Annotated in this window: 23 protein-coding genes and 1 pseudogene; 17 read left to right on the top strand and 7 right to left on the bottom strand. The window is 72.8% G+C overall.

All coding sequences use genetic code 11. From position 1 onward, the window contains the following. Positions 1-94: 94 nt before the first annotated feature. Positions 95-2983: an FAD-binding and (Fe-S)-binding domain-containing protein gene (locus OG432_RS19155; protein ID WP_328312173.1), complete on the bottom strand. Its 2889-nt coding sequence runs from the start codon at positions 2981-2983 to the stop codon at positions 95-97. Between the two features lie 285 nt (positions 2984-3268). On the opposite strand from OG432_RS19155, the gene OG432_RS19150 reads away from it, so the two are divergent. From OG432_RS19150 to OG432_RS19115, 8 genes are all read left to right on the top strand, one after another. Further along, on the top strand, positions 3269-4777 hold the full coding sequence (locus OG432_RS19150; RefSeq protein WP_328312172.1) for a sensor histidine kinase: 1509 nt from the start codon (positions 3269-3271) through the stop codon (positions 4775-4777). After that, complete coding sequence (locus OG432_RS19145) at positions 4774-5175, top strand: roadblock/LC7 domain-containing protein (protein WP_100573913.1); 402 nt, start codon at positions 4774-4776, stop codon at positions 5173-5175. Before OG432_RS19150 ends, OG432_RS19145 begins: the two co-directional genes overlap by 4 nt. Beyond that, the gene (locus OG432_RS19140; RefSeq protein WP_328312171.1) at positions 5172-5519 is read left to right on the top strand and encodes a DUF742 domain-containing protein; all 348 of its coding nucleotides are present in this window, start codon (positions 5172-5174) and stop codon (positions 5517-5519) included. Before OG432_RS19145 ends, OG432_RS19140 begins: the two co-directional genes overlap by 4 nt. After that, the gene (locus tag OG432_RS19135; RefSeq protein WP_328312170.1) at positions 5500-6099 is read left to right on the top strand and encodes a GTP-binding protein; all 600 of its coding nucleotides are present in this window, start codon (positions 5500-5502) and stop codon (positions 6097-6099) included. Before OG432_RS19140 ends, OG432_RS19135 begins: the two co-directional genes overlap by 20 nt. Then, positions 6096-7325: a cytochrome P450 gene (locus tag OG432_RS19130; protein WP_328312169.1), complete on the top strand. Its 1230-nt coding sequence runs from the start codon at positions 6096-6098 to the stop codon at positions 7323-7325. The genes OG432_RS19135 and OG432_RS19130 overlap by 4 nt, the downstream gene beginning before the upstream one ends. Next, positions 7322-8563 carry a cytochrome P450 family protein gene (locus tag OG432_RS19125; RefSeq protein ID WP_328312168.1) on the top strand — a complete coding sequence of 414 codons (1242 nt, stop codon included), beginning with the start codon at positions 7322-7324 and terminating at the stop codon, positions 8561-8563. Before OG432_RS19130 ends, OG432_RS19125 begins: the two co-directional genes overlap by 4 nt. Before the next feature lie 104 nt (positions 8564-8667). Further along, positions 8668-9786 (top strand): phosphoserine transaminase, encoded by a 1119-nt coding sequence (gene serC, locus OG432_RS19120; protein ID WP_328312167.1) that lies wholly within the window; start codon positions 8668-8670, stop codon positions 9784-9786. 304 nt (positions 9787-10090) lie between these two features. Next, positions 10091-10747, top strand: a complete 657-nt coding sequence (locus tag OG432_RS19115) for a DUF4360 domain-containing protein (protein WP_328312166.1) — start codon at positions 10091-10093, stop codon at positions 10745-10747. 104 nt (positions 10748-10851) lie between these two features. Here OG432_RS19115 and OG432_RS19110 read toward each other — a convergent pair whose 3' ends face one another. Beyond that, on the bottom strand, positions 10852-11829 hold the full coding sequence (locus OG432_RS19110; RefSeq protein ID WP_328312165.1) for a WD40 repeat domain-containing protein: 978 nt from the start codon (positions 11827-11829) through the stop codon (positions 10852-10854). A gap of 87 nt (positions 11830-11916) precedes the next feature. Between OG432_RS19110 and OG432_RS19105 the strand changes: the two genes are divergently transcribed. Then, a complete protein-coding gene (locus OG432_RS19105; RefSeq protein ID WP_328312164.1) occupies positions 11917-12621 on the top strand; it encodes a GDSL-type esterase/lipase family protein in 705 nt (234 codons plus the stop codon). Here OG432_RS19105 and OG432_RS19100 read toward each other — a convergent pair. Continuing rightward, positions 12609-13502, bottom strand: coding sequence for an MBL fold metallo-hydrolase (locus tag OG432_RS19100; protein ID WP_328312163.1), 894 nt, complete (start codon positions 13500-13502; stop codon positions 12609-12611). The two genes, OG432_RS19105 and OG432_RS19100, sit on opposite strands and share 13 nt — an antisense overlap. 133 nt (positions 13503-13635) lie before the next feature. Here OG432_RS19100 and OG432_RS19095 point away from each other — a divergent pair, with 133 nt between their 5' ends. Further along, positions 13636-14550, top strand: coding sequence for an AraC family transcriptional regulator (locus tag OG432_RS19095; protein ID WP_328312162.1), 915 nt, complete (start codon positions 13636-13638; stop codon positions 14548-14550). Here OG432_RS19095 and OG432_RS19090 read toward each other — a convergent pair. Then, on the bottom strand, positions 14540-15448 hold the full coding sequence (locus OG432_RS19090) for an NADP-dependent oxidoreductase (protein WP_328312161.1): 909 nt from the start codon (positions 15446-15448) through the stop codon (positions 14540-14542). The genes OG432_RS19095 and OG432_RS19090 overlap by 11 nt on opposite strands. Before the next feature lie 151 nt (positions 15449-15599). Between OG432_RS19090 and OG432_RS19085 the strand changes: the two genes are divergently transcribed. Continuing rightward, a complete protein-coding gene (locus tag OG432_RS19085; RefSeq protein WP_328312160.1) occupies positions 15600-16937 on the top strand; it encodes a LuxR C-terminal-related transcriptional regulator in 1338 nt (445 codons plus the stop codon). Positions 16938-17008: 71 nt separating this feature from the next. Then, positions 17009-18814, top strand: a complete 1806-nt coding sequence (locus OG432_RS19080) for a bifunctional 3'-5' exonuclease/DNA polymerase (protein ID WP_443058586.1) — start codon at positions 17009-17011, stop codon at positions 18812-18814. A 105-nt stretch (positions 18815-18919) separates the two neighbouring features. Here OG432_RS19080 and OG432_RS19075 read toward each other — a convergent pair whose 3' ends face one another. Beyond that, entirely contained in the window at positions 18920-19567 is a 648-nt protein-coding gene (locus tag OG432_RS19075) for a histidine phosphatase family protein (RefSeq protein WP_328312158.1), read from the bottom strand. Between the two features lie 285 nt (positions 19568-19852). On the opposite strand from OG432_RS19075, the gene OG432_RS19070 reads away from it, so the two are divergent. The 5 genes from OG432_RS19070 to OG432_RS19050 all read left to right on the top strand — a co-directional run bounded on the left by OG432_RS19070 (position 19853) and on the right by OG432_RS19050 (position 24137). Beyond that, positions 19853-21280, top strand: a complete 1428-nt coding sequence (locus OG432_RS19070; protein WP_328312157.1) for a GH1 family beta-glucosidase — start codon at positions 19853-19855, stop codon at positions 21278-21280. 29 nt (positions 21281-21309) lie between these two features. Continuing rightward, a complete protein-coding gene (locus tag OG432_RS19065) occupies positions 21310-22548 on the top strand; it encodes an MFS transporter (protein WP_328312156.1) in 1239 nt (412 codons plus the stop codon). A gap of 54 nt (positions 22549-22602) precedes the next feature. After that, positions 22603-23046: a DUF4333 domain-containing protein gene (locus tag OG432_RS19060; RefSeq protein WP_328312155.1), complete on the top strand. Its 444-nt coding sequence runs from the start codon at positions 22603-22605 to the stop codon at positions 23044-23046. Further along, positions 23027-23155, top strand: a complete 129-nt coding sequence (locus OG432_RS19055) for a hypothetical protein (RefSeq protein WP_328315376.1) — start codon at positions 23027-23029, stop codon at positions 23153-23155. The genes OG432_RS19060 and OG432_RS19055 overlap by 20 nt, the downstream gene beginning before the upstream one ends. A 274-nt stretch (positions 23156-23429) precedes the next feature. Beyond that, positions 23430-24137: an aldo/keto reductase gene (locus OG432_RS19050; RefSeq protein WP_328312154.1), complete on the top strand. Its 708-nt coding sequence runs from the start codon at positions 23430-23432 to the stop codon at positions 24135-24137. Here the strand turns inward: OG432_RS19050 and OG432_RS19045 are convergent. Together OG432_RS19045 and OG432_RS19040 are read right to left on the bottom strand one after the other, a co-directional pair. Continuing rightward, positions 24125-25006, bottom strand: a pseudogene (locus OG432_RS19045) (hypothetical protein). The gene OG432_RS19050 and the pseudogene OG432_RS19045 overlap by 13 nt on opposite strands. A gap of 141 nt (positions 25007-25147) precedes the next feature. Continuing rightward, positions 25148-25549 carry a hypothetical protein gene (locus tag OG432_RS19040; RefSeq protein ID WP_328312153.1) on the bottom strand — a complete coding sequence of 134 codons (402 nt, stop codon included), beginning with the start codon at positions 25547-25549 and terminating at the stop codon, positions 25148-25150. Between the last annotated feature and the right edge of the window lie 17 nt (positions 25550-25566).

Here is a 25566-nt window from a genome sequence, read left to right as displayed (position 1 = left end):
TCTGCACTCGACTTCTCCGGCGCAAGCATTTTCGCGACGGCAAGCGGAATGACTCGGTCCATCCAATGTAAGCGGCGACCAAGCCGGCCGACCCTCACCGTCCGGCGGCCGCCGCCGGGCCCTCCCCCCGCCCCTCCCCCAGCCCGTCCGCCAGGACCTCCGCCAGGTGCCTGGCCCGGCGGCCCGCCAGCTGGGCGATTTGCGTACGGCAGGAGTAGCCGTCGGCCAGGATCTCCGCGCCGGGGGCGGCGGCCCGTACCGCAGGGAGCAGCTGGTCCTCCGCGCAGGCCTGCGACACCTCCCAGTGGCCGCGCTCGAATCCGAAGTTCCCGGCCAGACCGCAGCACCCACCGCTGAGCTCACCCGCGAGGCCTGCCTTCGCGCGCAGCCGGCGCTCGGCCGCTTCCCCCAGGACGGCGTGCTGGTGGCAGTGGGTCTGCCCGGCGACGGGGCGGTCGAGCAGCGGCGGGGCCCAGTGGGGCGCGCACTCCTCAAGGGCCTGCGCGAAGGTGCGTACCGAAGCGGCGAGGCGGGCCGCGCGCGGGTCGGCGGGGAGCAGCTCCGGCAGGTCCGTGCGCAGGGCGGCCGCACAGCTCGGTTCGAGGACGACGACGGTCCGGGCCGCATCGGAGAGGTGCGGCTCCATGACATCGAGCGTGTGGCGCAGCACCACCTTCGCGCGGTCGAGCTGTCCGGTGGACACATAGGTGAGGCCGCAGCAGACCCGTCCGGACGGGAGCTCCGCCTCCACCCCGGCGTCCGCCAGCACCCGCAGCGCGGCCCGCCCCACCTCCGGGGCCAGATGGTTGGTGAACGTGTCCGGCCACAGGACCACCGCCGCCCCGCCCGGCACGGGCCGCCCGCGCAACCCGCTGAGCCCGCTCACCCCGCCCGGCACGCTCACCCCGCTCAGGAACGTACGGGGCGCCAGCGGCGGAATCGCGCGCTCGGGGGCGATGCCCGCGAGCCGCTTGGCGAGCGCCGCGAGCGGGCCGATCCGGGCCGCCGCGTTCAGCGGACGGGCCAGCGGCGCGGCGAGCCGCAGCCACTCGGGGAGCCGGCCAAGGACGTGGTGGGCGGCGGGGCGGCGGCGCCCCTCGTAGTGGTGGTGCAGGAACTCCGCCTTGTACGTGGCCATGTCCACGCCCACCGGACAGTCACTGCGACAGCCCTTGCAGGACAGGCAGAGATCGAGCGCGTCCCGCACCTCGCGCGAGCGCCATCCGTCGGTGACCACCTCGCCCGCCAGCATCTCGTGCAGCAGCCGCGCCCGGCCCCGCGTGGAGTGCTCCTCCTCGCCGGTCGCCCGGAAGGACGGACACATCACCGACGCCGAACTACCCGCCGCCGTACGGCATTTGGCGACGCCCACGCACCGGCTCACCGCCGCCGGGAAATCGCCGCCGTCGGCCGGGTAGCCGAACTCCACGTCCACCGGGCGCCGGGGCAGCACCTCGAAGCGCAGGTTCTCGTCGAGGCGGGACGGGCGGGCCAGGATGCCCGGGTTCAGGATGCCGTCCGGGTCCCACAGATCCTTGAACTCGCCGAACAGGCCGACCAGTTCGCTCCCGTACATCTTCGGGAGCAGCTCCGCGCGGGCCTGTCCGTCGCCGTGCTCGCCGCTCAGCGATCCGCCGTGCGCCACCACGAGTCCGGCGAGGTCCTCGGAGAACGCCCGGAACCGTCCGATCCCGGCGGGGGTCACCAGGTCGAAGTCGATGCGGACGTGGATGCAGCCGTCGCCGAAGTGTCCGTACGGCGTGCCGCGCAGCCCGTACGAGGTGAGCAGGGAGCGGAACGCGCGCAGATAGGCGCCGAGCCGGGCCGGCGGCACCGCGCAGTCCTCCCAGCCGGGCCATGCCCCGGTGCCGTCGGGCATCCGGGTCGCGGTGCCCGCGGCGTCCTCGCGGATCCGCCACAGCGCGCGCATCCCGGCCGGACCGCTCACCACGAGGGAGTCCAGCGCCTCGCCGGACCGGGCCAACTCCGCGGCTCGGGCGCGTGCTTCGGCCTCCGTGGCGCCGCCGGCCTCGACGAACAGCCAGGCCCCGCCGCGCGGCAGCCCCGCGTCGCCCCGCACCCGTACGAGGTCGGCGGCCATGCCCTCCACGGTCAGCGGTCCCAGCGGCAGCAGGCCGGGCGCCGCCTCCGCGGCCGCGCTCTCGTCGGCGTAGCCGAGCACCGCGAGCGCACGGGCGCGTGGCGCCTCCACGAGACGTACGGTGGCCTCGGTGACCACGCCGAGCGTGCCCTCGCTCCCGCAGAACGCCCGTGCCGTGTCGGCGCCGCGCTCGGGAAGCAGGGCGTCCATCGCATAGCCGGAGATGCGGCGCGGCAGGTCCTGGGGGTAACCGGTGCGCAGGATGGACAAATGACGGCTGACGAAATCGCGTAGTCCATCGGGCGATGTCGCATGTCCCCACCCCTGTGTCAGGCGGTACCGGTCGCCCCGCGCGCCGACGACCGTCAGATCACGGATGTTGTCCGCCGTCGTCCCCCATGCCACCGAATGCGCCCCGCACGCGTTGTTGCCGATCATCCCGCCGAGCGTGCACCGGCTGTGCGTCGACGGGTCGGGCCCGAAGGTCAGCCCGTGGGGGGCCACCGCGTCCCTGAGGACGTCGAGGACAAGTCCCGGCTGTACCACGGCCGTTCGGGTCTCGGCGTCCACCGAGACGAGGGAGCGCATGAAGCGGGTGAAGTCGAGCACGATCCCGGTGCCGGTGGCCTGGCCCGCGATCGAGGTGCCGCCGCCGCGCGGCACGACCGGCACCCCGTACGACCGGCAGACCGCGAGGACCGCGGCCACGTCGTCGGCGTCGCGCGGGGCGACCACCCCCAGCGGGACCCGGCGGTAGTTCGAGGCGTCCATCGTGACCAGGGCGCGGGCGGTGACCCCGAGATCCACCCGGCCGCGCACCACGCGGGACAGCGCCCGCTCCAGTTCTCGTCCCGTGTCAGGGACCTCCGCGCCATGTGCCATGCGCCCAGGATGCCTCCAGGGGACCGTGCACCGGACTTGACGCGACGTCACGCATGGCGTGTCCTGAAACTACCCGGATGACCTGAATGCGGCTGGTCAACGGTCCCAATGAGCGGGAATGTTCACCAAGAACTATCCAATTCGATCACCAACTCTCCTATAGTTGCCCCTCGTTCCCCGCAGATCAGGAACACGACCTTCCACCCCCCGCACCGCCCCCGCACCGCCTCTCGCACCACCCCGACCATCCCTTCGCCCGCCATAAGCGCTGTAAGGCATTGATCAATGACGGCGTCGCCCTCTCCCATTCGCCCCTCCGCGCTGGCCCTGCTGATCACCGCGGTGGTCACCGGCGCGTTCTGCACGGCGGCGGTGGTCTCGGCCACGCCCGCCTCCCGCGCCCTGGTCGGCTGGAGCCTCGGAGCCGCGGCGGCCCTGCTGAGCGCCGGCGCGTACGCCGTGACGCACACCGTGCTGCGCAACCGCGTGCTGCGCGACCGGCTCACCGCGCTCAACGCCCAGATCGGCGCCCAGGAGGCCAACGCCGCCCGGCGCAGCGCCGACGCGGTGCGCCTGGACGCGGCACAGTCCGCCGAACGCAAGGCCCTGATCGCCGCCCACACCGCCGAGCTGCGCCGCGCCGAGTCGGCCCGCGCCGCCGCGCTCGCCGCCACCGCCAACGCGGCGGGCCGCATGCAGGCGCTGGCCACCGGCATGCTCGCCGACCTGCGCGACATGGAGCACCGCCACGCGGACGAGGAGGTCCTCGGCGACCTCCTCCACCTCGACCACCGCACCGCGCAGGCCGGCCGCCTCGCGGACTCCATCGCCGTACTGACCGGGGCGCGTTCGGGCCGCCGCTGGTCCCGGCCCATCGTCATGGAGTCGATCCTGCGCGGCGCCATGGGCCGCATCGGCGGCTACCAGCGGGTGCGGCTGCACTCCACCAGTGACGCGGCCGTCGCCGGGCACGCCGCCGAGGGCGTCATGCACGCCCTGGCCGAACTCCTCGACAACGCGGCCAACTTCTCGCCGCCGACCGCCGAGGTCCATGTGTACGTGGAGGAGGTGCCGGCCGGGGTGATCATCACCGTGGAGGACAGCGGTCTCGTCATGAGCGAGGTGCAGCAGCGCCGCGCCGAACAGGCCGTGTCGGGGCAGTCGTCGGACCTCGCGGGTCTCTCCGGAACCCGGCTCGGCCTCGCGGTCGTGGGGCGCCTCGCCCGCAAGCACGGTCTGACGGTGTCGTTCCGGCCCTCCGCGCGGGGCGGCACGGGCGCCCTGATGCTGCTGCCGCACGAGCTGGTCTCCCACGTCGCCCCGGCCGCCGCCCAGGCCCCCGCCCCGGCCGCCGCCCAAGCCCCCGCCCCGGCCGCCGTGGACCTGCCGCGGGACCTCGCGGACGCATCCCGGGACCTCGCGGTGCCGGCGCCCGCGGTGCCGGCGCCCGCGGTGCCGGCGCCCGCGGTGGCGGAGCCCGCGCCGGGCGAGCCCGACGCCACGCACGAGTCGCCCGCCGACCCCGGAACCACCCCGTCCGGGACCGCCTCACCCGGAACCACCTCGTCCGGGACCGCAAGCGAGACCAGCGGCGAGTTCCCGCAGTTCGGCGAGAGCGGGCTGCCCAAGCGCAAGCGCGGCCGGGCCCTTGCCGCGGCGCATCCCCAGGGCCCCGACGCCCCGGCGGCGCCGGCCCGCGCCACGACGGCGGCATCCGACGCCGCCGCCCGCTTCAGCAGCTTCCGCCAGGCCGTACGCGCGAAGTCCCCCACCCCGGAAGGCACCACAGAATGACCGGCACCACCACCGACGAGAAGCTCAACTGGCTCCTGGAGAACCTGCTCCAGCGCACTCCCGGGGCCCGCCACGCGCTCGTCCTGTCCCGCGACGGCCTCAAGCTGTGCCGCACCCCGGAGCTCTCCGTCGATCAGGCGGACCAGCTCGCCGCGATCGCCGCGGGCATCCAAAGCCTGTCGCACGGGGCGTCCATGGAGTTCGGCGACGGCAGCGGCGGAGTGCGCTCCGCGATGGCCGAGTTCTACGGCGGCATCCTCTTCATCGTCGAGGCCGGCGAGGGCGCGCACCTCGCGGTGGTCGCCGCCGAGGACGCGGACGCGGGGCTCGTCGGACACAACATGTCCGAGCTGGTGGAGCAGCTCGGCGAATACCTCAGCGCCGAGCCGCGGGCATGAGCCGGCCGGGCCGGGACGACTCGCCGGACCGGCTCTACACGCTCACCGGCGGACGCAGCCGTTCCGGTTCGGCGGCCTTCGACCTGGTGACCCTGGTGGTCACCGAGTCCGACCCGATGCCCGGCATGCAGTCCGAGCACGCGGCGATCCTGCGCATGTGCCGTTTCCCGACCGCGGTCGTGGAGATCGCCGCCGAGCTCGGTCTGCCCGTGACGGTGGTCCGCATCCTGCTAGCCGATCTGCACGACACCGGCCGCATCAGCGCCCGCCATCCGCGCTCCTCCCACCGCCTTCCCGACCCCGACATCCTGGAGCAGGTGCTCGTTGGCCTCCGAAATCTCTGAACGGCCCGCCCTCGCGGGGACCGCGGACAATGGCCTCAAAATCGTCGTCGTCGGAGGTTTCGGCGTCGGAAAGACGACCATGGTGCGCTCGGTCAGCGAGATCCGTCCGCTGAACACCGAGGAGACCATGACCAAGGCGGGCGAGGCGGTCGACGACCTCGCCGGCGTCGGCACGAAGACGGCCACCACCGTCGCCTTCGACTTCGGCCGCATCACCCTGGACGCGCGCAACGTCCTGTACCTGTTCGGCGCGCCCGGCCAGGAGCGGTTCTGGTTCCTGTGGGACCGGCTCTTCGCGGGCACGCTCGGCGCGGTCGTCCTCGTCGACACGCGGCGCCTGGCGGACTCCTGGTACGCCATCGACCGCCTGGAGCACCACGGCACGCCGTTCGTCGTGGCGTGCAACGACTTCGGCGGGCCCGCGCACACCGAGGCGCAGGTCCGCGAGGCGCTCGACCTGCCGGCCGAGGTGCCGCTGCTGCGCTGCGACGCCCGCGCCCGCGCGTCGAGCAAGACCGTACTGATCACCCTCGTAGAACATCTCGCACGCCTGCGACAAGCACCGGAGCTCATACCGTGACGTGCCCGATCCCCGCCCCCGTCCCGCTGAGCGGCCCCCGCTTCCAGACCGAGCCGAACGCGCTCTACCGCGACCTGCGGCGCGACCACGGTGCCGTGGCGCCCGTCGTCCTCGACGGCGACGTGCCGGCCTGGCTGGTGCTCGGCTACCGCGAGCTGCACCAGGTCACCAGCGACCCGATGCTGTTCTCGCGCGACTCCGACCTGTGGAACCAGTGGGACCGCATCCCCGCCGACTGGCCGCTCCTCCCGATGATCGGCCGCAAGCAGCCGTCGATCCTGTACACGGTGGGCGAGCGTCACCGCGAGCGCGCGGCGATGGTCTCAGAGGCCCTTGAGGCCGTCGACCCGTTCGAACTGCGCAGCCACGCCGAGCGGTTCGCGGACGAGCTGATCGACGCGTTGTGCGGCGCGGGGAGCTGCGACATCGTCGGCCAGTACGCGATGCTCCTGCCGGTCCGGGTCCTGGCCCGGCTGTACGGGTTCGCCGACGAGCAGGGCCCCGGGCTCGTCACCGCCATGAACGACATGATCAACGGCAGGGAGGGCGCCCTGGAGGGCCAGCGCCACCTCGCCGAGTCGATGTACGCGCTGCTCAACGCCAAGCAGGTCGAGCCGGGCGAGGACGTGGCGTCGCGGATGCTCGCCAATCCGTACGGCTTCAGCGTCGAGGAGGTCGGCCAGGACCTGATGGTGATGATGGCCGCGGGCCACCAGCCCACCGCCGACTGGATCGGCAACTCGCTGCGCCTGATGCTCACCGACGACCGGTTCGCCGCGTCGCTCGCCGGCGGCCGGCACAGCGTCGGCGAGGCGATGAACGAGGTGCTGTGGGAGGACACCCCCACGCAGAACGTGGCGGGCCGCTGGGCCGCCCGCGACACCCGCCTCGGCGGCCAGCACATCCGCGCCGGCGATCTGCTGCTCCTCGGCCTCGCGGCCGCCAACGGCGACCCGCAGATACGTACCGACGCGGGCGCGCTCACCGGCGGCAACAGCGCGTTCTTCTCCTTCGGGCACGGCGAGCACCGCTGTCCCTTCCCCGCGCAGGAGGTCGCCGAGGTCATCGCGCGGACCGGGATCGAGGTGCTGCTCGACCGGCTTCCGGACGTCGATCTCCCGCTGTCCGCCGGCCAGTTGACCCGCCGGCCGTCGCCGTGGCTGCGCGGCCTGACCGAGCTTCCCGTGACATTCACTCCTACTCCCGCCCTTGGAGCAGCCAGATGAGCAGCCCGTCGCAGTGCCCCGTGGACCACAGCGGTGCCCTCACCCTCGACCCGTTCGTCGCCGACCTCGACGCGGAGAGCGCGGCGCTGCGCGCGGCCGGCCCGCTGGTACGGGTGGTGCTGCCCGGCGGGGTGGGCTGCTATGCAGTGACGCACCACGCGGAGGCCCGCCAGCTCCTGACGGATCCGCGTCTGGTCAAGGACATCGACAGCTGGGGCGCCTGGCGGCGCGGCGAGATCCCGATGGACTGGCCGCTGATCGGGCTCGCCAACCCGGGCCGTTCGATGCTGACCGTCGACGGCGAGGAGCACCGCAGGCTGCGCACCCTGGTCGCGCAGGCGCTGACCGTGCGCCGGGTGGAGCGGCTGCGGGCCGGCATCGAGGCGCTGACGGAGTCGATGCTGGAGCGGCTCGCGGCGCTGCCCGCGGGTGAAGTGGTGGACCTGAAGGCGGAGTTCGCCTACCCCCTTCCCATGAACGTGGTCAGCGAGCTGATGGGTGTGGACGCGGCCGACCACCCCCGTCTGAAGTCCCTCTTCGAGAAGTTCTTCTCCACGCAGACGCCGCCCGAGGAGGTGCCGCAGATGATGGCGGACCTCGGCGAGCTGTTCGCGCGGATCGTCGAGTCCAAGCGGCGCGCGCCGGGCGACGATCTGACGAGCGCGCTGCTCGCGGCGTCCGAGGGGGGCGACCACCTCACCACGGAGGAGATCACCAACACCCTCCAGCTGATGATCGCGGCGGGCCACGAGACCACGATCAGCCTCATCGTGAACGCGGTGGTGGCCCTGGAGACGCACCCCGAGCAGCGCAAGCTGGTCCTTGACGGGGCGGTGCCGTGGGAGAACGTGATCGAGGAGACCCTGCGCTGGTCGACGCCGACCTCGCACGTCCTGTTCCGTTTCGCGACGCAGGACGTGGCGGTGGGTGAGCGTGTCCTGCCTGCGGGGGAGGCGCTGATCGTCTCCTTCGGGGCGATCGGGCGCGACGAGGGGCAGCACGGGGCGACGGCGGGCGACTTCGACGTCACCCGCACGCCGAACCGGCACATCTCCTTCGGTCACGGCCCGCACGTCTGTCCCGGCGCGGCGCTGTCCCGCCTGGAGGCGGGGGTGGCGCTGCCGGCCCTGTACGCGCGCTTCCCCTCGCTGAGTCTTGCGGTCGCGGCGTCCTCGCTCCGCAACAAGCCGATAGTCACCCAGAACGACCTCTTCGACCTCCCGGTCCGCCTGGCCTGACCCCGCGCCGCCCTCACCCCGGGGCACCGCCCCGGAGTGTGGGGGGCGTCTCATCGGGCGGACCCGGGGGACCGGGCGGTGCGGAACCGGATACGCTCGCGAACGTGGCTGAGATCCAGATTCCCGCTGACATGAAGCCCGCCGACGGCCGTTTCGGCGCGGGCCCCTCCAAGGTGCGTACGGAGGCGCTGGACGCCCTGGCCGCCACCGGCACCTCCCTCCTCGGCACCTCCCACCGCCAGGCCCCGGTCAAGAACCTGGTCGGCGAGGTGCGCCAGGGCGTGGCCGACCTCTTCTCCCTCCCCGAGGGCTATGAGGTGATCCTGGGCAACGGTGGCTCCACCGCGTTCTGGGACGTGGCGACGCACGGCCTGATCGACAACAAGTCCCAGCACCTGAACTTCGGCGAGTTCTCGTCCAAGTTCGCCAAGGCCGCCAAGCTCGCGCCCTGGCTGGCCGAGCCGACCGTCATCAGCAGCGACCCGGGCACCCACCCGGACCCGAAGGCCGAGGCGGGTGTGGACGTGTACGCGTTCACGCACAACGAGACCTCGACCGGTGTCGCCGCCCCGATCAAGCGCGTGGCGGGCGCCGACGAGGGCGCCCTCGTCCTGGTCGACGCGACCTCCGGTGCCGGCGGTCTGCCCGTCGACATCACCGAGACGGACGTCTACTACTTCGCCCCGCAGAAGTCGTTCGCCTCGGACGGCGGCCTGTGGCTCGCGGTGTTCTCGCCGGCCGCCCTGGAGCGCGCGCAGCGCATCCACGCGAGCGGCCGTCACGTCCCGGAGTTCTTCTCGCTGCCGACCGCGATCGACAATTCGCTGAAGAACCAGACGTACAACACCCCCGCCCTGTCCACCCTGTTCCTGCTCAACGAACAGCTGAAGTGGATCAACGGCCAGGGTGGGCTCGCCTGGTCGACGGCCCGTACGGCCGCGTCCTCGGCCGCTCTGTACGGCTGGGCCGAGGACTCCAAGCACGCCACCCCGTTCGTGACGGATCCGGCGAAGCGCTCGCAGGTCATCGGCACGATCGACTTCGCGGACGGCATCGACGCCGCCGCGATCGCCAAGGCGCTGCGCGCCAACGGCATCGTCGACACCGAGCCGTACCGCAAGCTCGGCCGCAACCAGCTGCGCGTCGCGATGTTCCCGGCGATCGACCCGGCGGACGTCCAGGCCCTGACGGCGTGCATCGACTACGTCATCGAGCAGCTCTGAGCATCGGCGTGTAATCAGGCGCACGCGTGAGGGCCCGGCACCGTCGTGGTGCCGGGCCCTCGTGCGTGCGGGCGCGAGGGCCGTTGTCGCGTCGGCCGATAACCGCCCTATTCCGCAGGGGAGTTGGTCCCTAGCATCCAAAGCGGTCCGGCGCGCTCCGCACCACGGCCGGACCGGTTCAATTTTTGACATGTCCATGTCCTGACGTCTCCGTCATCCACCGTCGGCCGTGCTCCACGGCGACATGGGCATGCGGCTGGACCCCCCACGTTCCGCAAGGCCACCGACAACCGATCGGAGCATCATGCCCGGTGCACTTCTGGCAGGCGCCGCGACCGCGGCGTTCCTCGCCTCGTCGCTCTTCACGCAGGCCGCGTCCGCCCCCTCCGGCATCACCGCACCGCCCGACAAGATCGTCATCGAGGTCGCGACCGTCAACGGTTCCGGCTGCCCCATCGGCACCGCCGCGGTCGCCGTCTCGCCCGACAACACCGCCTTCACCGTCACCTACAGCCAGTACCTGGCCCAGGCCGGTGCCGGCGCCAAGCCGACCGACTTCCGCAAGAACTGCCAGCTCAACCTGATCGTGCACGTCCCGTCGGGCTTCACCTACGCCGTCGCGAGCGCCGACTACCGCGGCTACGCCCACCTGGAGAGCGGCGCGAACGCCACCCAGAAGGCCTCGTACTACTTCCAGGGCTCGCCCGACACGGCGAGCAGAACGCACCCGTTCACCGGCCCCTACGACGACGACTGGCAGGCCACCGACTCCACCGACTGGGGCCAGCTGGTGTGGGCCCCCTGCGGCGTCCAGCGCAACTTCAACATCAACACCGAGCTCCGGGCCAACGCCGGCACCTCGGACCCGCACACCAACAGCTTCATCGCCATGGACTCCACCGACGGCGACATCCAGACCATCTACCACCTCGCATGGAAGGAGTGCCCGGGACAGCGCTGAGCACCGCGCACCACCGGGGGCCCGCACCGCACGGCGCGGGCCCCCGCCCCGGGTCCGCCCCCGCCCCGGGTCCGCCCACGGGCCCCGGCCGCCGTCGTGGTTGCTCAGCCGTTCCTCGGCCGCCGCAGCACGCGCTTCGCGCCCAGGGCGAGCGCGGTGGCGAGCGCCAGAACCATCGCACCGACCAGGACGTTCCCCTTGCCCGCGGTTTCGCCCGATCCGGTGGAACTGCCGCCCGCGGCGGGCGACTTGGCGCCGTCCTCCTTGAGGGGGACGCGGACCACGCCGCTCTCGGCGCCCTCCGAGCCGACCATCAGGGCCGAGCCGTCCGGGGTGTACGTCACCGATTCCGACTGCCCCTGCACCGGCGTTCCGGGCACCGCGTGCCAGTCCCCGAGCGGATCGCCCGTCCCGCCCTTCCAGGCGTATTCGGCCAGCGAGAAGTAGCCCCGCAGCGCCAGCTTCGTACCGTCCGGCGAGAACGCGCCGTCGGTCACCCAGGGCACCTCGCCGACCCTGCGGAAGACGTTCGTGCCCGAGGCCGACAGCGTGGCCGGGCCCTCGTAGAGGCCGCCGCCGCTCTCGCGCTTGGAGGCGATGTAGACGCGGCCCGTCTTCGGGTGGACCATCAGCGCCTCGGCGTTGCGCGGCCCGTCGGCGTACCGGACGTCGTACTGCGTCGCCTTGACCGTCTGGTCCCGCAGCTGGGCGGGCTCGGGGAAGCGGTAGATCCAGACGTGGTTCCAGGAGCCGTCCAGGTTGTCGCCGATGTCGCCGACGTAGAGGTCGCCGTCCGGCCCGATCGATATCGCCTCCACATCGCGCGGCCGTCCCACGCCCTCCATGGTGATCCGCGCGACGGTGCGGCCCGTCTTCGCGTCGACGGCGTAGACGTAGGGGCCGTCGCCGCTGTCGTTGTGCGTCCAGTAGACGCCCGGATGGGCGCGGCTCGCGGCGAGCCCGCTGGACTCCTTGATCCGGGGGTCCTTGATGGTGAAGCCGCCGTCGTCGGCCAGGGCCGGACCCGCGGCACACCACAGGACGAGGCCGGCCGTCCCGCACACTCTCAGAAGCGAACGCATGCGCCCAGTCTCCCTGGCCTCCGGTGCATGCCGGGGTGTCGACCGTCACGTCGCCGCCGGGCGTACCGATCGGTAATGATGTCCCCCATGCGTTTTCTCTTCGTCGGCGACTCCATGACCATCGGGTGCCCCGGCGACTTCACGTGGCGCTACCGCATGTGGTGCCACCTCGAAACGTCCCTGCCCGGCCGGTACGAGATCGTCGGGCCGCGCACCGCGCTGTACGACCCGGCGGCCGGGGCGCCCGTCTCGCACGACTACGCCGCCCCCGCCTTCCCGCCCGCGGCCCGCCGCCACCTGGCGGGCTGGGGCGAGGGCTGGCTGCACATGGCGCCGCTGATCGGCCCGGCCGTCGCGGAGAGCCGGGCGGACGTGCTGCTCGTCTCGCTCGGCCTGATAGACCTCGGGTTCTACACGGACGCGGAACAGACCGCCGCCAGTGTCCGCGCGTTCGTCGAGGGCGCCCGCGCCGCCAACCCGCGGGTGCGCATGGTGTGTCTGCCCGTCATCCCCAACATCCGGGCGCGCGACGACGCCGCGTTCGCCGCCGAGGTGGACCGCTTCAACGCGCTGCTCGCCAAGGCCGTCGCCGACCTCGACACGGCGGCCTCACCGCTGCTGCTCGCCGCGGTCCCCGACACCTACGACATCCGCACGGACACCTACGACGGCACGCACCCGGGCCCCGCCGGCGAGCACAAGCTGGCGGGCGCCTTCGCGGACGCACTGCACGGAGCCTGGGAGCTCGGCGCCCGCTACGGACTTCGGGCCGAAGCCCCCTACGCGCCGTAGGAGGCCCACGCGCCGACCGCGAACCGGCCGCCGTCGCGCCGCACTTCGAAGGCCCCGGGGCCGCCGAAGTGGGCCGGCACGACGAGTTCGCGCTCGTCGGCGGCCCGGCCGAGGATGCGGTGGCGGGTGGCCGCGGCCTGCGTCTCGTCCTCGCAGAAGCAGCTGTTGTGCGACGGGTGGGCGATCTGTACGGGGCTGTGCAGCAGGTCGCCGACGAACACGGCCCGCTCGCCGCCGGAGGCGAGCCTCAGCACCGAGGAGCCCGGGGTGTGTCCGGGCGCGGCCTCCAGGACGAGGTTCTCGTCGATGCGGTGCTCGCCCTCCCACAGCACGGCCTGCCCGGCCCGCACCACGGGCGCGACGCTGTCCTCGAACAGCTCCACGTCGTCCACGCGCAGATCGCGCCCGTTGGCCGGGTCGAAGTGGGCGTGGTCGGCGGCCGGCATGAGGTAGGTGGCGTTGGGGAAGGCGGGCGTCCACGCGCCGGGCCCCGCCGCCACCGTGTTCCAGCCGACGTGGTCGGCGTGCAGATGGGTGTTGACGACGACGTCGACGTCCTCGGGCCGCACCCCCGCGGCCGCGAGCCCGCCCAGGAAATCGGTGTTCCGGTGGTGGAACATCGGCATGCTGGGCCGCTCGCGCCCATTGCCCACTCCGGTGTCCACCAGCACCGTCCGCCCGCCGCTGCGCAGCACCCACGTCTGGAGCGCACCGATCCACCGGTCGCTCTCGCGCTCCCAGAAGTGCGGCGCGAGCATCTCCTCGTTCGCCTTCCACGTCTCGATCCCGGCCTCGGGCACGATGGTGCGGGCGGGCCCGAACGTGCCCTCCCACTCCACGACCCTGACGATCTCGACCTCTCCCAACGTGATGCTCCGCATGCCCTGCCGCCTTCCGCTCACTGTCCGTCGCCACGACCCTAGGCACGCAGACATGAGACGTTCAATGCTTTCCCGGCTCACCGGAATACTCGAACGTCTCAGCACGTCGGTGGCGTGTCGCTAAGCTGGCCGCATGGACCTGGTGAGCGACGCGATCTCCGCGGTACGGGTGGGCCGACCCTCCTCCACCAGGCTGCGGGTGGGCGGCCCGTGGTGCGCCCGGCTCGACCCCTACGAAGGCGCCGGCTTCCACGTCGTCCTGGAGGGCCGCTGCTGGATGCTGACCGAGGGCGGCACGGCGCTCGCCCTGAACACCGGCGACGCGGTACTGCTCCCGCACGGCAGCGGACACGTCATCGCCGACCGCCCCGCCGACGGGGAACGGCTCGCCCGCGCCGTCGACTTCGCCCAGTGGTCGCGCGAAGCGGCCGCCAACTCCCCCGACGGAACGGGCGATACGGAGCTGCTGTGCGGCAAGTACCGGCTCGACCGGCGCCACACCCACCCGCTCATGGCCGACCTGCCGGACGTCGTCCACATCCCGGGTCACGACGGCCACCACCACGAACTGCGCGCCGCCATCGACCTGTTGGGCCGCGAAGTCGGCTCCGCCCGCCCCGGCGCGGCCATCGCCCTGCCGAGCCTGCTCGACCTGCTGCTCGTCTATCTCGTACGGGCCTGGATGGCGGACAGCACCACATCGCGCTGGCCCGCCGCACTCCACGACCCGGCGGTCGCCGCCGCCCTGCACGCCCTGCACGAGGATCCCGCGGCGGCCTGGAACAACGACGTCCTCGCCGCCCACGCCGGCGTCTCCCGGGCCACGTTGGCGCGCCGCTTCACCGCCCTGGTCGGCCGCGCCCCGATGGCGTACCTCACCTGGTGGCGCCTCACCCGGGCCGCGGCCCTGCTGCGCACCACCCCCGACGCGCTGGACGCCATCGCCGCACGGGTCGGCTACAGCACCCCGTACGCCCTGTCGCACGCCTTCAGCAGGCAGTACGGCACGACGCCGGGGCGCTACCGGGCGGCGTCCGTCACGGCATGACGACGAGCTTGCCCCGGGTGTGGCCGCCCTCGCTGAGCTCCAGGGCCTTGGGCGCCCCGGCCAGCGGGAACGTCTCGGCGTGCCGGATGCGCAGCCTGCCCTCGACCGCGAGCCGGGCGTGCGCCGCGAAGACCGGCACGGGGTCGGTCATGGACTCCCCGCTGAACGGGACGCCGTGCTCGGCGGCGCTCGTGTCGGCGATGGTGACGATGCGCGTGGCGGTGCCGCCGCGCAGCTCGATGGAGTCGGGCAGCGCGCCCTTGCCCGCCGCGTCGTACACCGCGTCGACGCCCGCCGGGGCCACCTCGCGCACCCGCTCGACCAGACCGGGACCGTACGCCACCGGTATCGCGCCGAGCTCGCGCAGGAAGGCGTGGTTGTCCGGCGACGCGGTACCGATGACGGTGGCACCCCGGGCCACCGCGAGCTGCACGCCGACCGAGCCGACGACACCCGCCGCGCCGTGCACCAACAGGGTCTCCCCCGCGGCCAGTCCGAGCTGGCCCAGGACCCGCTCGGACGTCTCGCCCGCGATGGGCAGCGCCACGGCCTGCTCCCAGGTCAGCCCGGCCGGCTTGGCCACGACATGGGTGGCCAGGGCGTACTCGGCGTAGGCGCCGGTGTCCGAGTGCCCGAACACCTCGTCGCCGACCGCGAACCCGGTGACGCCCGCCCCCAGTTCATCCACGGTGCCCGCGAGTTCCAGACCCGGGATCGCCGGGAACGCCACCGGGAAGGCGTGCCGCATCCAGCCGTTGCGGATGCGGTAGTCGACCGGGTTGACGCCCGCCGCGGCCACCTTCACCCGGACCTGGCCGGGGCCCGGCCTGGGCTTGTCGGCCCGGCCCAGGGCCAGCACCTCGACGCCGCCGAACCGCTCGTAGACGATCGCTTCCATCACAGCACTCCTCGCATCGCTCACCACGTCGTGTCCGGCGCGGTGGATCCAGCCTCCGCCGCCCGCCGGCCCGACCCGGCCCGCCTTACGGCCGGTTCGACCTGGCCACAAGGCGGGGCGCACCCGGCCGTGGCGACCGTACGCTGGGGCGATGGAGCCCCGCACGAGCCGCAGCACACCCCCGGGCACACCCCCGGCCGCCGCCGGCCCGGCGCCCGCCGCCTTCACCCTCGCGCGCGCCGCCGAGCTGGTGCGCGGGCCACTGGACGCGATCCTGCCGACCCTCTCCGCAGCCCTGGCCCCGCTGGTCGCGCACACGGTCGCCGCCGAACTGTCCGGGCAGTGCGCGCACTCGCCGTTCAAGGTGCACCTGGTGCACGGCGACACGGGGCCGGCCCCGCACGTCACCGTCGCCGACCTCCAGGCGCTCGAACCCCGCGTCACACCCGGCCGGCCCTGGCACGGCACCGCCGTGCTCGGCGGCGAGGAGCGGGCGGTGCTGGCGATCGCGAGCGAGGCCGCGCCGATGGCGGGACGGCCCCCGCTGCTCGTGCTCGTCCTCGCCTCCCCCGGCGGCCCGCCGGCACCGGCGGACACGGAGACCGCCCAGCAGTTGTGGGACCTGGCGACCGGACACCGGGCCCGCCTCACCTCCGAGGCCGTACCGGGCGCCCTCGCCCAGTCCCGGTCCACCGCCGCCGAGCGGGCCCGGGTGATCGCCGAGCTCGGCGAGGCCCACGAAACCGCGCTCACCGCGCTGCTCGGCGTGCTGCGCAGCAAGGCCCTCGACGACCGCGAGGCCCGCTCGCGCGCCGTCGACCTCGCCGTGTCCGCCCTGGTCGCGGTGCGCGCCGAGGCCGACCGCAACCAGGAACTCACCGAGGAACCCGCCGCCGAGGCCTTCGCCCAACTCGCCCGATCCCTCCGGACATTGCTCCGCCACAGCGAGGTACGCCTCGAATTCGCCGCCCCGGAGGCGGAGACCGCGGAGACCTCCCTCGCGGCGGACGTCGCCCACCTCGCACGCGCCGCCGTGCGCGCCGTCGTCCTTGCCATGGCCGGGCAGGACGGGGTGCGCCGCATCCACGTCCGCTGGCGGCTCGCCGACTGCCAACTGGTCGCCGCCGTACGGGACGACGGGCCCGGCGACCTGCCGCGCGCGGCCCTCGACGCCCACCGCGTGGCCCAGCGCCTGGCCGCGCTCGGCGGCACCCTCGCCGTGGACGCGCTGTCCGGCTGGGGCACCACGGTCACCGCGACCCTGCCACTCGGCACCGCACCGGGACCGCGCCTCGACCCGCTGTCCGAGCTGCACCCGCGCGAGGCGGAGGTGCTCGGCCATCTCGCCCGGGGCCACCGCAACCGGACGATCGCCCAGGAGCTGCACATCAGCGAGTCGACGGTGAAGTTCCACGTCGCGAACATCCTGGCCAAGCTGGGCGTCAGCTCACGAGGAGAGGCGGCGGCACTGCTGCACGCGGTGGCATGAGGCGCGGGCGGTGGCCTGAGGTGCGGGCAGTGACGTGGGGCGCGGGCCGGCCGGCGCCGGGCCTGACGGTAATGGTGGCCGGGGCCCGGCGTGACGGTCGTGGTGGCGGGCCGTTGTCAGTGGCGGGTGCCAGACTCGATCGCGTGAACGAACGGTGGGACCGGTGGGCCATCGAGGCGACCGAGGGCGGCGGAGCACGGCTCGCACCCCTCGGGGACGACGGGCTGCCCGTGGGCGCCGTGCGCGAGGAGGCCGACCTGGTCGCGGCCGTCCGCAGCCGCCCCCAGGTCGGCCGCTGGGTATGGCGCTCCACCGCCGACATCTACCCCCGGCTGCTCGCCGCGGGCGCCCGGATCGAGCGGTGCTACGACATCGAGGACGCCGAGCTGCTGCTGCTCGGCCACGCGGGCCGGTACGGCGAACCCCGCTCGGCGGCGGCCGCCTGGGCCCGCCTGCACAACAGACCCGTACCGCCCGACCCGCCACCCAGGGCCGCCGAACCGGGCTCGCAGTCCTCCCTCTTCGCGTTCGAGCCGCGCGGCACCGCGGGCCTGCCCTTCGAGGCGCTCCTGGAGGTGTACGCCGACCAGCAGCGCCGCCACGACCGGGCCGAACACCCCGCCAGGATGCGGCTGCTCACCGCGTCCGAATCGGCGGGCATGCTGGTAGCCGCCGAGATGCACCGGGCGGGCCTTCCCTGGCGCGCCGACGTGCACCGCGAGCTCCTGAACGGGCTGCTCGGCGAGCGTTACGCGAGCGGATCGCCGCGCACCGGCGGCGGGGGCGAACCGCGCCGTCTCGCGGAGCTCACCGACCAGGTGTCCGCGGCGTTCGGGCGCCGGGTCAGACCGGACCTGCCGGCCGACGTGGTGAAGGCGTTCGGCGAGGCCGGGATGCGCATCAAGTCGACCCGCCGCTGGGAACTGGCCGAGCTGGACCACCCGGCGGTCGAGCCGCTGATCGAGTACAAGAAGCTGTACCGGATCTGGACCGCGCACGGCTGGAGCTGGCTGCAGGACTGGGTGCGCGAGGGCCGCTTCCGCCCCGAGTTCACGCCGGGCGGCACGGTCAGCGGCCGCTGGACCACCAACGGCGGCGGCGCCCTCCAGATCCCCAAGGTGATACGGCAGGCGGTCGTCGCCGACGAGGGCTGGCGCCTGGTCGTCGCCGACGCCGACCAGATGGAGCCGCGGGTGCTCGCCGCGATCTCCCGCGACCCCGGCCTGATGGAGGTGGCGGGCCACGACGGCGACCTGTACACCTCACTGTCCGACCGGGCGTTCTCCGGCGACCGCAACCACGCCAAGCTGGCCCTGCTCGGCGCCATCTACGGCCAGACATCGGGCGACGGCCTGAAGAACCTGGCGGCGCTGCGCAGGCGCTTCCCGCTCGCGGTGGCCTTCGTGGACGACGCGGCGAAGGCCGGCGAGGAAGGCCGCCTGGTCCGCACCTGGCTCGGCCGCACCAGCCCGCCCGCGCTGGGTGCGGGCGAGGCCGACGAGGCGGGCATCCCCCAGGAGACCGATCCCCAACCCGGCGTTCCGGAAGGCGAGTTCACGTATGGCTACGCCTCGCGCGACGCCCGCGCCCGGGGCCGCTTCACACGCAACTTCGTCGTCCAGGGCAGCGCCGCCGACTGGGCGCTGCTCCTGCTCGCCGCGCTGCGTCAGTCGATCTCCGCGGCCGGGCTCCGGGCCGAGCTGGTCTTCTTCCAGCACGACGAGGTGATCGTGCACTGCCCCGCCGACGAGGCCGACACGGTGGCGAAGGCGATCCGCGAGGCGGGTGAGCTGGCCGGGCGCATCACCTTCGGAGACACTCCGGTGCGGTTTCCTTTCACGACGGCGATCGTGGAGCGCTACTCGGATGCGAAATAGCCCTGGGGAGAAAGGGGTTGGGGCCGTGGGGCGGTGCGGCCGCGGGGCAGTGCGGCCGCGGGGCAGTACGGCCGCGGGGCGGTGCGGCCCCACCGCCGTGGGGGTTCAGACCGCGTACTGCCCGAACTCGGTCGCGAACTGCTCCGGAAATCCGGTCCACTTGAGCTCGGCGGGCAGGTGGGCCATGTCGTTGTAGAGCAGGACGGACGCCGGCCGGCCGGGCGCGTACCGGATGACGGTGAGGGCCGCGTTGCCGTGGTTGAGCCCGGCCCAGCGCCAGTCGGGCGCATCGAGCGCGGCGCGCACCAGCCAGCCGATGAGGAAGGTGTGGGTGACGATGAGCTCGTGGCGCGGTCCGGTCCCCTCGACCGGACCGGTGCACCGCGCCGTCACCTCCTTGAGGAGCGCGTCCCCCGACTCCCGCTCCCCCGGCCCGGGGTCACCGAGGAAGCCGAGTATGCCGTCGGCGTGGGCCGGCGGGAGTTCGTCCCGCCGCGGCCAGTGCGGCACGTAGTCCCCCGCCCAGGCGGCCTCCGTCGGGGCCACACCGTCCAGCTCGGCAGCGATCAGCCGCGCGGTCTCGGCGGCCCGGCCCAGCGGGCCGTGGTGCAGGGCGGCCAGCGGCACCCCGGCGAGCCGCCGCCCGAGCAGGGCAGCCTGGCGCCGCCCCGCCACGGTCAGCACGGGCCCTTCGTCTCCGGCGTCACCATGCCGGGTGAGGTAGAGGTAGCGGGTGGCGGTGGGACTCTGCACGGGGGTACTCCTTGGCGGTGGGCGGACACCGTCTGACATCCGACGACTGGCATCCGATACTCAATGTCCGATATCCGATATCCGACATTCGGCATTCGGCATTCGGCATTCGGCATTCGGCGACTGACTTTCGGCATGCGGCATGCGGCATGCGGCATGCGGCATCCGACACTCCTTACACGCCAGTTGACCTTCCTGCGGTTGCCGGCGCCGACCGACCCGCAGAACATGAAGTTTGTTCACTTTCCATTGACAGGACCCGCCCCCCGCCCCAAAAGTTCCCCCATGACGCCGCCCACGCCGCCGCCCACGCCACCGCCCACGCCACCGTTCACTCCGCCGCCCCTGCCCGCCTTCCCGCCCGGCTTCCTGTGGGGCGTGTCCGCCTCCGCGTTCCAGATCGAGGGCGCCGTGGACACCGACGGCCGGGGGCCCTCGGTGTGGGACGCCTTCACCAAAGAGCCCGGACGCATCAAGGACGGTTCACGCGCGGACGTCACCACCGACCACTACCACCGCTACCGCGAGGACGTCGCCCTGATGGCCCGGCTCGGCGTCGGCGCCTACCGGTTCTCCGTCTCCTGGTCACGGGTGCAGCCGGCGGGCACGGGCCCCGTCAACCAGCGGGGGCTCGACTTCTACGACCGGCTCGTCGACGAGCTGTGCGCCGCCGGCATCGCCCCGGTCCCCACCCTGTTCCACTGGGACACCCCGCTCGCCCTGGAGGAGCGCGGTGGCTGGCTGGAGCGGGACACCGCCGAGCGGTTCGCCGCGTACGCCTCGGTCGTGGCGGAGCGGCTCGCCGACCGGGTGCCGCGCTGGATCACCCTGAACGAGCCCGCCGAAGTCACCCTCCTCGGCTACGGGCTCGGCGAGCACGCCCCCGGCAAGCGTCTCGTCTTCGACGCGCTGCCCGTGGCGCACCACCAACTCCTCGCTCATGGCAGGGCGGTTGAGGCACTGCGTGCCGCCGGCGCGCGCGAGATCGGGATCGCCGCCTCGCACAGTCCGGTCCGTACGGCCGGTGGCACGGACGAGGACCGCGGCGCGGCCGAGCTGTACGACACCCTCATGAACCGCCTCTTCGCCGACCCCGTCCTCACCGGCGCCTACCCCGAGGGCTGGGCGGAGTTGATGCCGGGTCCGGTCGCCGATGACCTGAAGAAGATCTCCGCGCCCCTCGACTGGTACGGGATCAACTACTACAACCCGGCGCTCGTCGGCGCTCCGGCGCCGGACGCCGTCACCAGTCTCGCCGGGATCGCGCTTCCCCCGGACCTGCCGTTCGGCCTCCACGAGATCGAGGGCCACGAGAGGACCGACTTCGGCTGGCCGGTGGTGCCCGAGGGGCTCCATGAACTGCTCGTCGCCTTCCGGGAGCGGTACGGCGCTTGTCTGCCCCCGCTGTTCATCACCGAGAACGGCTGCTCGTACGGCGACGAGCCCGACCCGGAGGCCGGGGGCCGGGTCGCCGACGTCCGGCGCATCGCCTTCCACGACGGCCATCTGCGGACCCTGCACCGGGCGATGGCGGACGGCGTCGACGTGCGCGGCTACTTCATCTGGTCGATCCTGGACAACTTCGAGTGGGCGGAGGGGTACCGGCAGCGCTTCGGCCTCGTCCACGTGGACTACGAGACGCTCAAGCGCACGCCCAAGGACTCCTTCGCCTGGTATCGGGACGTCATCCGGGGTGCCGGGGACGGCCGGTGACGGCGGGGCCCGGGGACAGGGCCGGGCCGGTGACGGCGGGGCCCGGGGACAGGGCCGGCGCTCCGGGTCCCGCCGGGCGCTGGGTGGGGGCGCTCGCGCTGGCCAATCTCGGGGTGTGGGTCGGCTGGTTCGGCCCGCTGCAACTGCTCCTGGCCCGGCAGGCGCAGCACTTCGCGCCCGACCACAAGACATCGACTCTCGCGTTGGTGACGGGTGTTGGCGCGGCCGTGTCGATGGTGGCGAACCCGGTGTTCGGTGCGCTGTCGGACCGTACGACGGCGCGGGTGGGGCGCCGGATCCCCTGGGTCGTGGCGGGCGGCGCGGGCGGGGTGGCGGGGCTGCTCGTCCTGGCGTGGGCGCCGGACGTGGCGGTGATGACGGCGGGTTGGTGCCTGGTGCAGTGTGCGCTCAACGCCTCGTTCGCCGCGCTGACCGCCGCGGTCCCCGACCAGGTGCCGCACCGGCGGCGCGGACGGGTCGGCGGGTGGCTCGGGGTGTCCCAGGTCGGGGGCATCCTGGTCGGCACGGCGCTGGCGACGGCCGCGGGCGGCATCACCGCGGGGTACGTGGTGTGTGCGGGCTTCTCGCTCCTCGCGGTCGTCCCGTACGTGGCGATGCGCCGGGACACGGCTCTCGATCCGACCGGGCAACTGCCTTTTCGGCTACGGGAGTTCGTGTCGGGCTTCTGGATCGATCCGCGGCGTCACCGGGACTTCGGCTGGGCGTGGCTGACCCGCTTCCTGATGAACCTCTCGTACTCCATCAGCACGATGTACCTGCTGTACTACCTGACGGACGCGGTGCGTTACGAGGGTGACGCCGACACCGGGGTGCTCATCCTGACGGCGCTCGACGCGGTCACCCTGCTCGGCACGGTGGTGGTCGGCGGCGTCTGGTCGGACCGTACGGGGCGCCGGAAGGTCTTCGTCGTCTGGTCCGGGCTCGTCATCTCGGCGGCGACGCTGCTGCTCGCGGTGTGGCAGACGTGGACCGGCGCCGTGGTGGCGTCCCTGGTGCTCGGCGTCGGATACGGCGTGTACACGTCCGTCGACTTCGCGCTCCTCACCGACGTCCTGCCGAGCGCCGCGGACCGCGGCCGGGACTTGGGCGTCATCAACATCGCCAACGCCCTGCCCCAGGTGCTGGCCCCGGCGATCGCGGCGCCGGTCGTGACGCATCTGGGCGGGTACGGGGTGCTGTACGCGCTGGCCGGGGTGCTCGGGGTGGGCGGGTCGGTGCTCGTGGGCCGGATCCGGTCGGTGCGCTGAGCCGCCCCCTTGCCCCGCTCCCCCGGCCTGGTTGGCCGTCGAGACCGCGCCAGTATGCTCATCGGGTCTTCCGCCCTGCCCCTCCCCACCCCCTGCCCCACCGACCTGGAGCGCACGATGTTCACCGCCCGGATGCCCACCGGCATGTCGATCCGCGGCATGTCGATCCTCGCGTCGGTCACCGCCGTCGCGGCCGGCGCGCTGCTTCTGGGCTGCTCGGCCTCCGTCGGGGTCGGCAGGTCCACGCCCAGGGTGGCCGCGGACAAGGTCGCCGACACCGTCGCCACCAAGCTCGCCGCCGCGACGGGGCAGCCGAAGCCGCACGTCACCTGCCCCGAGGACCTCGCCGGCAAGGTCGGCACCACCATGCGCTGCACCCTCACCGGGACCGACGACCGCGTCCTGGGTGTGACGGTCACGGTCACCTCGGTCGACGGCGATCAGGTCAACTTCGACTTCAAGGCCGACGACAGGACGGGTGCCGCCGATCCCCGGTGAGGAGCTGCGCGCGACGCTGCCAGGCCTCGGCCGGCCGGAGGTCGCGTACGTCGTGCGCTGGGGCGGTGGCGAGCGGTGCGACCTGCTGGCGGAGCGGCGCCCGACGTAACCCGCCCGGCGCCAGACGTTCGTCGAGTCCTCCCGCATCCGTCACGCCGTACGGATCCGCATGCGGCTCGACTCCGCGGAGCACGCGCTCTGGAGGAGCCGGGGGAACTGAGTCGGGTCGGAGGTGATCGTCCAGCTCGATCCCCGAGCTGTCCTCGGGCTACACCGGTCTCGTCACGAACGCCGCCTTCTGACAAGGGCATTGGACCTCGGAGTCACGGCGCTCGACACCAGCACCAACTACCTCGTTCCGCTCGCACGAGGTTCTGGCGCGAGTGGCCGGCGATCTGCTGCCGCAGTTCACACTCTCCACCAAGGTGGGTTACTTTCCGGGAACCGCCGGGACCGAGCACTCCCTCGACCCCGTACGACTGCACGCTGCGGTAGAACAGTCGGCCCGCGACCTCGGGCGGGAGCCGGACCTGGTCTTCCTGCACAACCCGGAACACTCCCTGGCAGGGCCTGCCGTCCAGTCGCGTGAGGACCTGCGCGAAGCGTGCGCGGCCCTCGACTGCGCTACAGCGAGGGGGCTGTGGGGGGCGTGGGGCATCGCAACCTGGGACCCGATGTCACTGCCGGCCCTGGTCGGCGCGTCCGCGCCAACTCCCTCCGCGCTCATGGTGCGTGCCGGCCTGCTGGTCGGTGGCCGAACACTCGATGCCGCCGAGGCCCTGACGGAAGCGTGGGGCCTGGGTGCGGGCGCGGTGTGGGGGATGAGTCCCTTCGGCGGCAGCACCAGGGCACCGGTGTGGGCTCGGATCGGCCCCCGTGTCTTCCTCCGGGAGGGCAGCCGGTACTCCCACGCGCAGGCAGCCTTCCGTGTCTCCTACCGACTCCCGAGGGTCAGCGCCGTGTCCGTCGGTACTGATGAACCCGCTCACCTGGGGGAACTGGTCGGCACCTTGGCCGCCGAGCCCGACGAACAGGCAGTCGGCGAGTACCGCACCCTACTTCGCGACCGCCTGAGTTCTCAGTCGGACTGAAGGTCTTGGACGGTCTCTTCCACCATCTGCCGGGCCGGTTCCAGCCGCGGATCCTGGGGATGCGCATCGGGCCCGAGGATCTTCGAACATGCGAAGAGCGTCATCAGCCTGCCATCCCGGCTCGCGAAGTCGACGTGCCGCTCCTGTTGTACGCGGTCGGCCAGAGCCGGGACGGCAAGCGAACTCGCCCACAGCGAGGCGGAATCCAGCCCGCGCGGCGCGTTCCCCCAGTCCTCCCAGTCGAACAGGCAGAACGTCGGTGCCGTCATGTTGGCCCAGTTCAGGTCCGCATGTGCCGGTACCCACTGCTCAACGTTGCTGTCGAAGCTCAACGTTGGTGTCGAATACGCCGCCGGGGATCGCGCCCAGGATGGACCCCCGTAACGAGGTCTTGCGTGATGGCCTCGGTGTCCGGCGTGGCGACCCGGCTCGTGCTCTGTGCCGCAAGGGCGTCCAACGAGGCCGTTGAACGCCCGCCACCACGCGTCCGCGAGCTGCGGGTCCTCACTCAGCACAGCAGTACCGATGGGGTCACCGGGCAAGAGCGCAGTCTCGTCGGCACGCCACATTGTGGCCTCGTCCGTGTCCGGCCACACCACACATCCCTGCCACGCGGGTTGGGAGACACCCGCCAAGCGTGCGGCGCTCTCGGTGCCGTTCCAACCCTGAGCGTTGATCTTGTCGAAGTGGCGGCGCTCGATCCGCACCCAGGTGTCACGATCCGTTCGTGCACCCACGGAACGGCGCTTACGCACCACACTGTCCCGGTCACAGCTCGTCTGGAGTGACCGCTCGACACGATCAAGAATCTCGTCGACTGGCTGGACTCGCAGATCGACAGCACGGCCGGTGGGAACCGAGAGCGTCATGGGTGTGACCGTAGCGGCGCCCAAACTGCAGGTGGCCGCGTGGCTCGCGCAGAACGCCAACGCGAACCCGCGCGCCGCGCCGCGGCGGAGGTGGGGAAGTGGGACAACTTCGGCCCACCCGTCCGCCAGTCGCGTTGTCGGTCAGCCGACGACGACCTGGATATGGTGCTTGATCTCATCGGCGATCCGCGCGTGGTCTCCGGTGGCGGGGACACGCCAGTCGGTGTCGATCTTTCGCTCGTAGGCGAGTTCGGAGGTGAAGCGGATGAGGTCGGGGGCGGGAAGGTATGAGTCGCGCAGCCACAGGATGAATCTGGCGGCTTCGTCGACCGTGGCCGAGCTCAGTGCGATCGTGGCACGGGATTCGTTGTCGGCGAATCCGTCGAACTCCTCGCCGTCTGCGGTCATGGCCCAGAACGACAGGCGAGCCGCGTGGCCTTCTTCGGGCCCATAGCGCACCTCAGGGAAGGCGTCGTCGAGCGCCTGGCCGAACGCGGACAGGTCCAGGTTCCACCCTTGCGGGTTCTTCGCCGGCGCATACAACAGGTACGCGGTGGTGT

It is taken from the genome of Streptomyces sp. NBC_00442 (assembly GCF_036014195.1).
In the GTDB taxonomy this organism is placed as follows: domain Bacteria; phylum Actinomycetota; class Actinomycetes; order Streptomycetales; family Streptomycetaceae; genus Streptomyces.
This window is presented reverse-complemented; position numbering and strand designations above follow the sequence as displayed.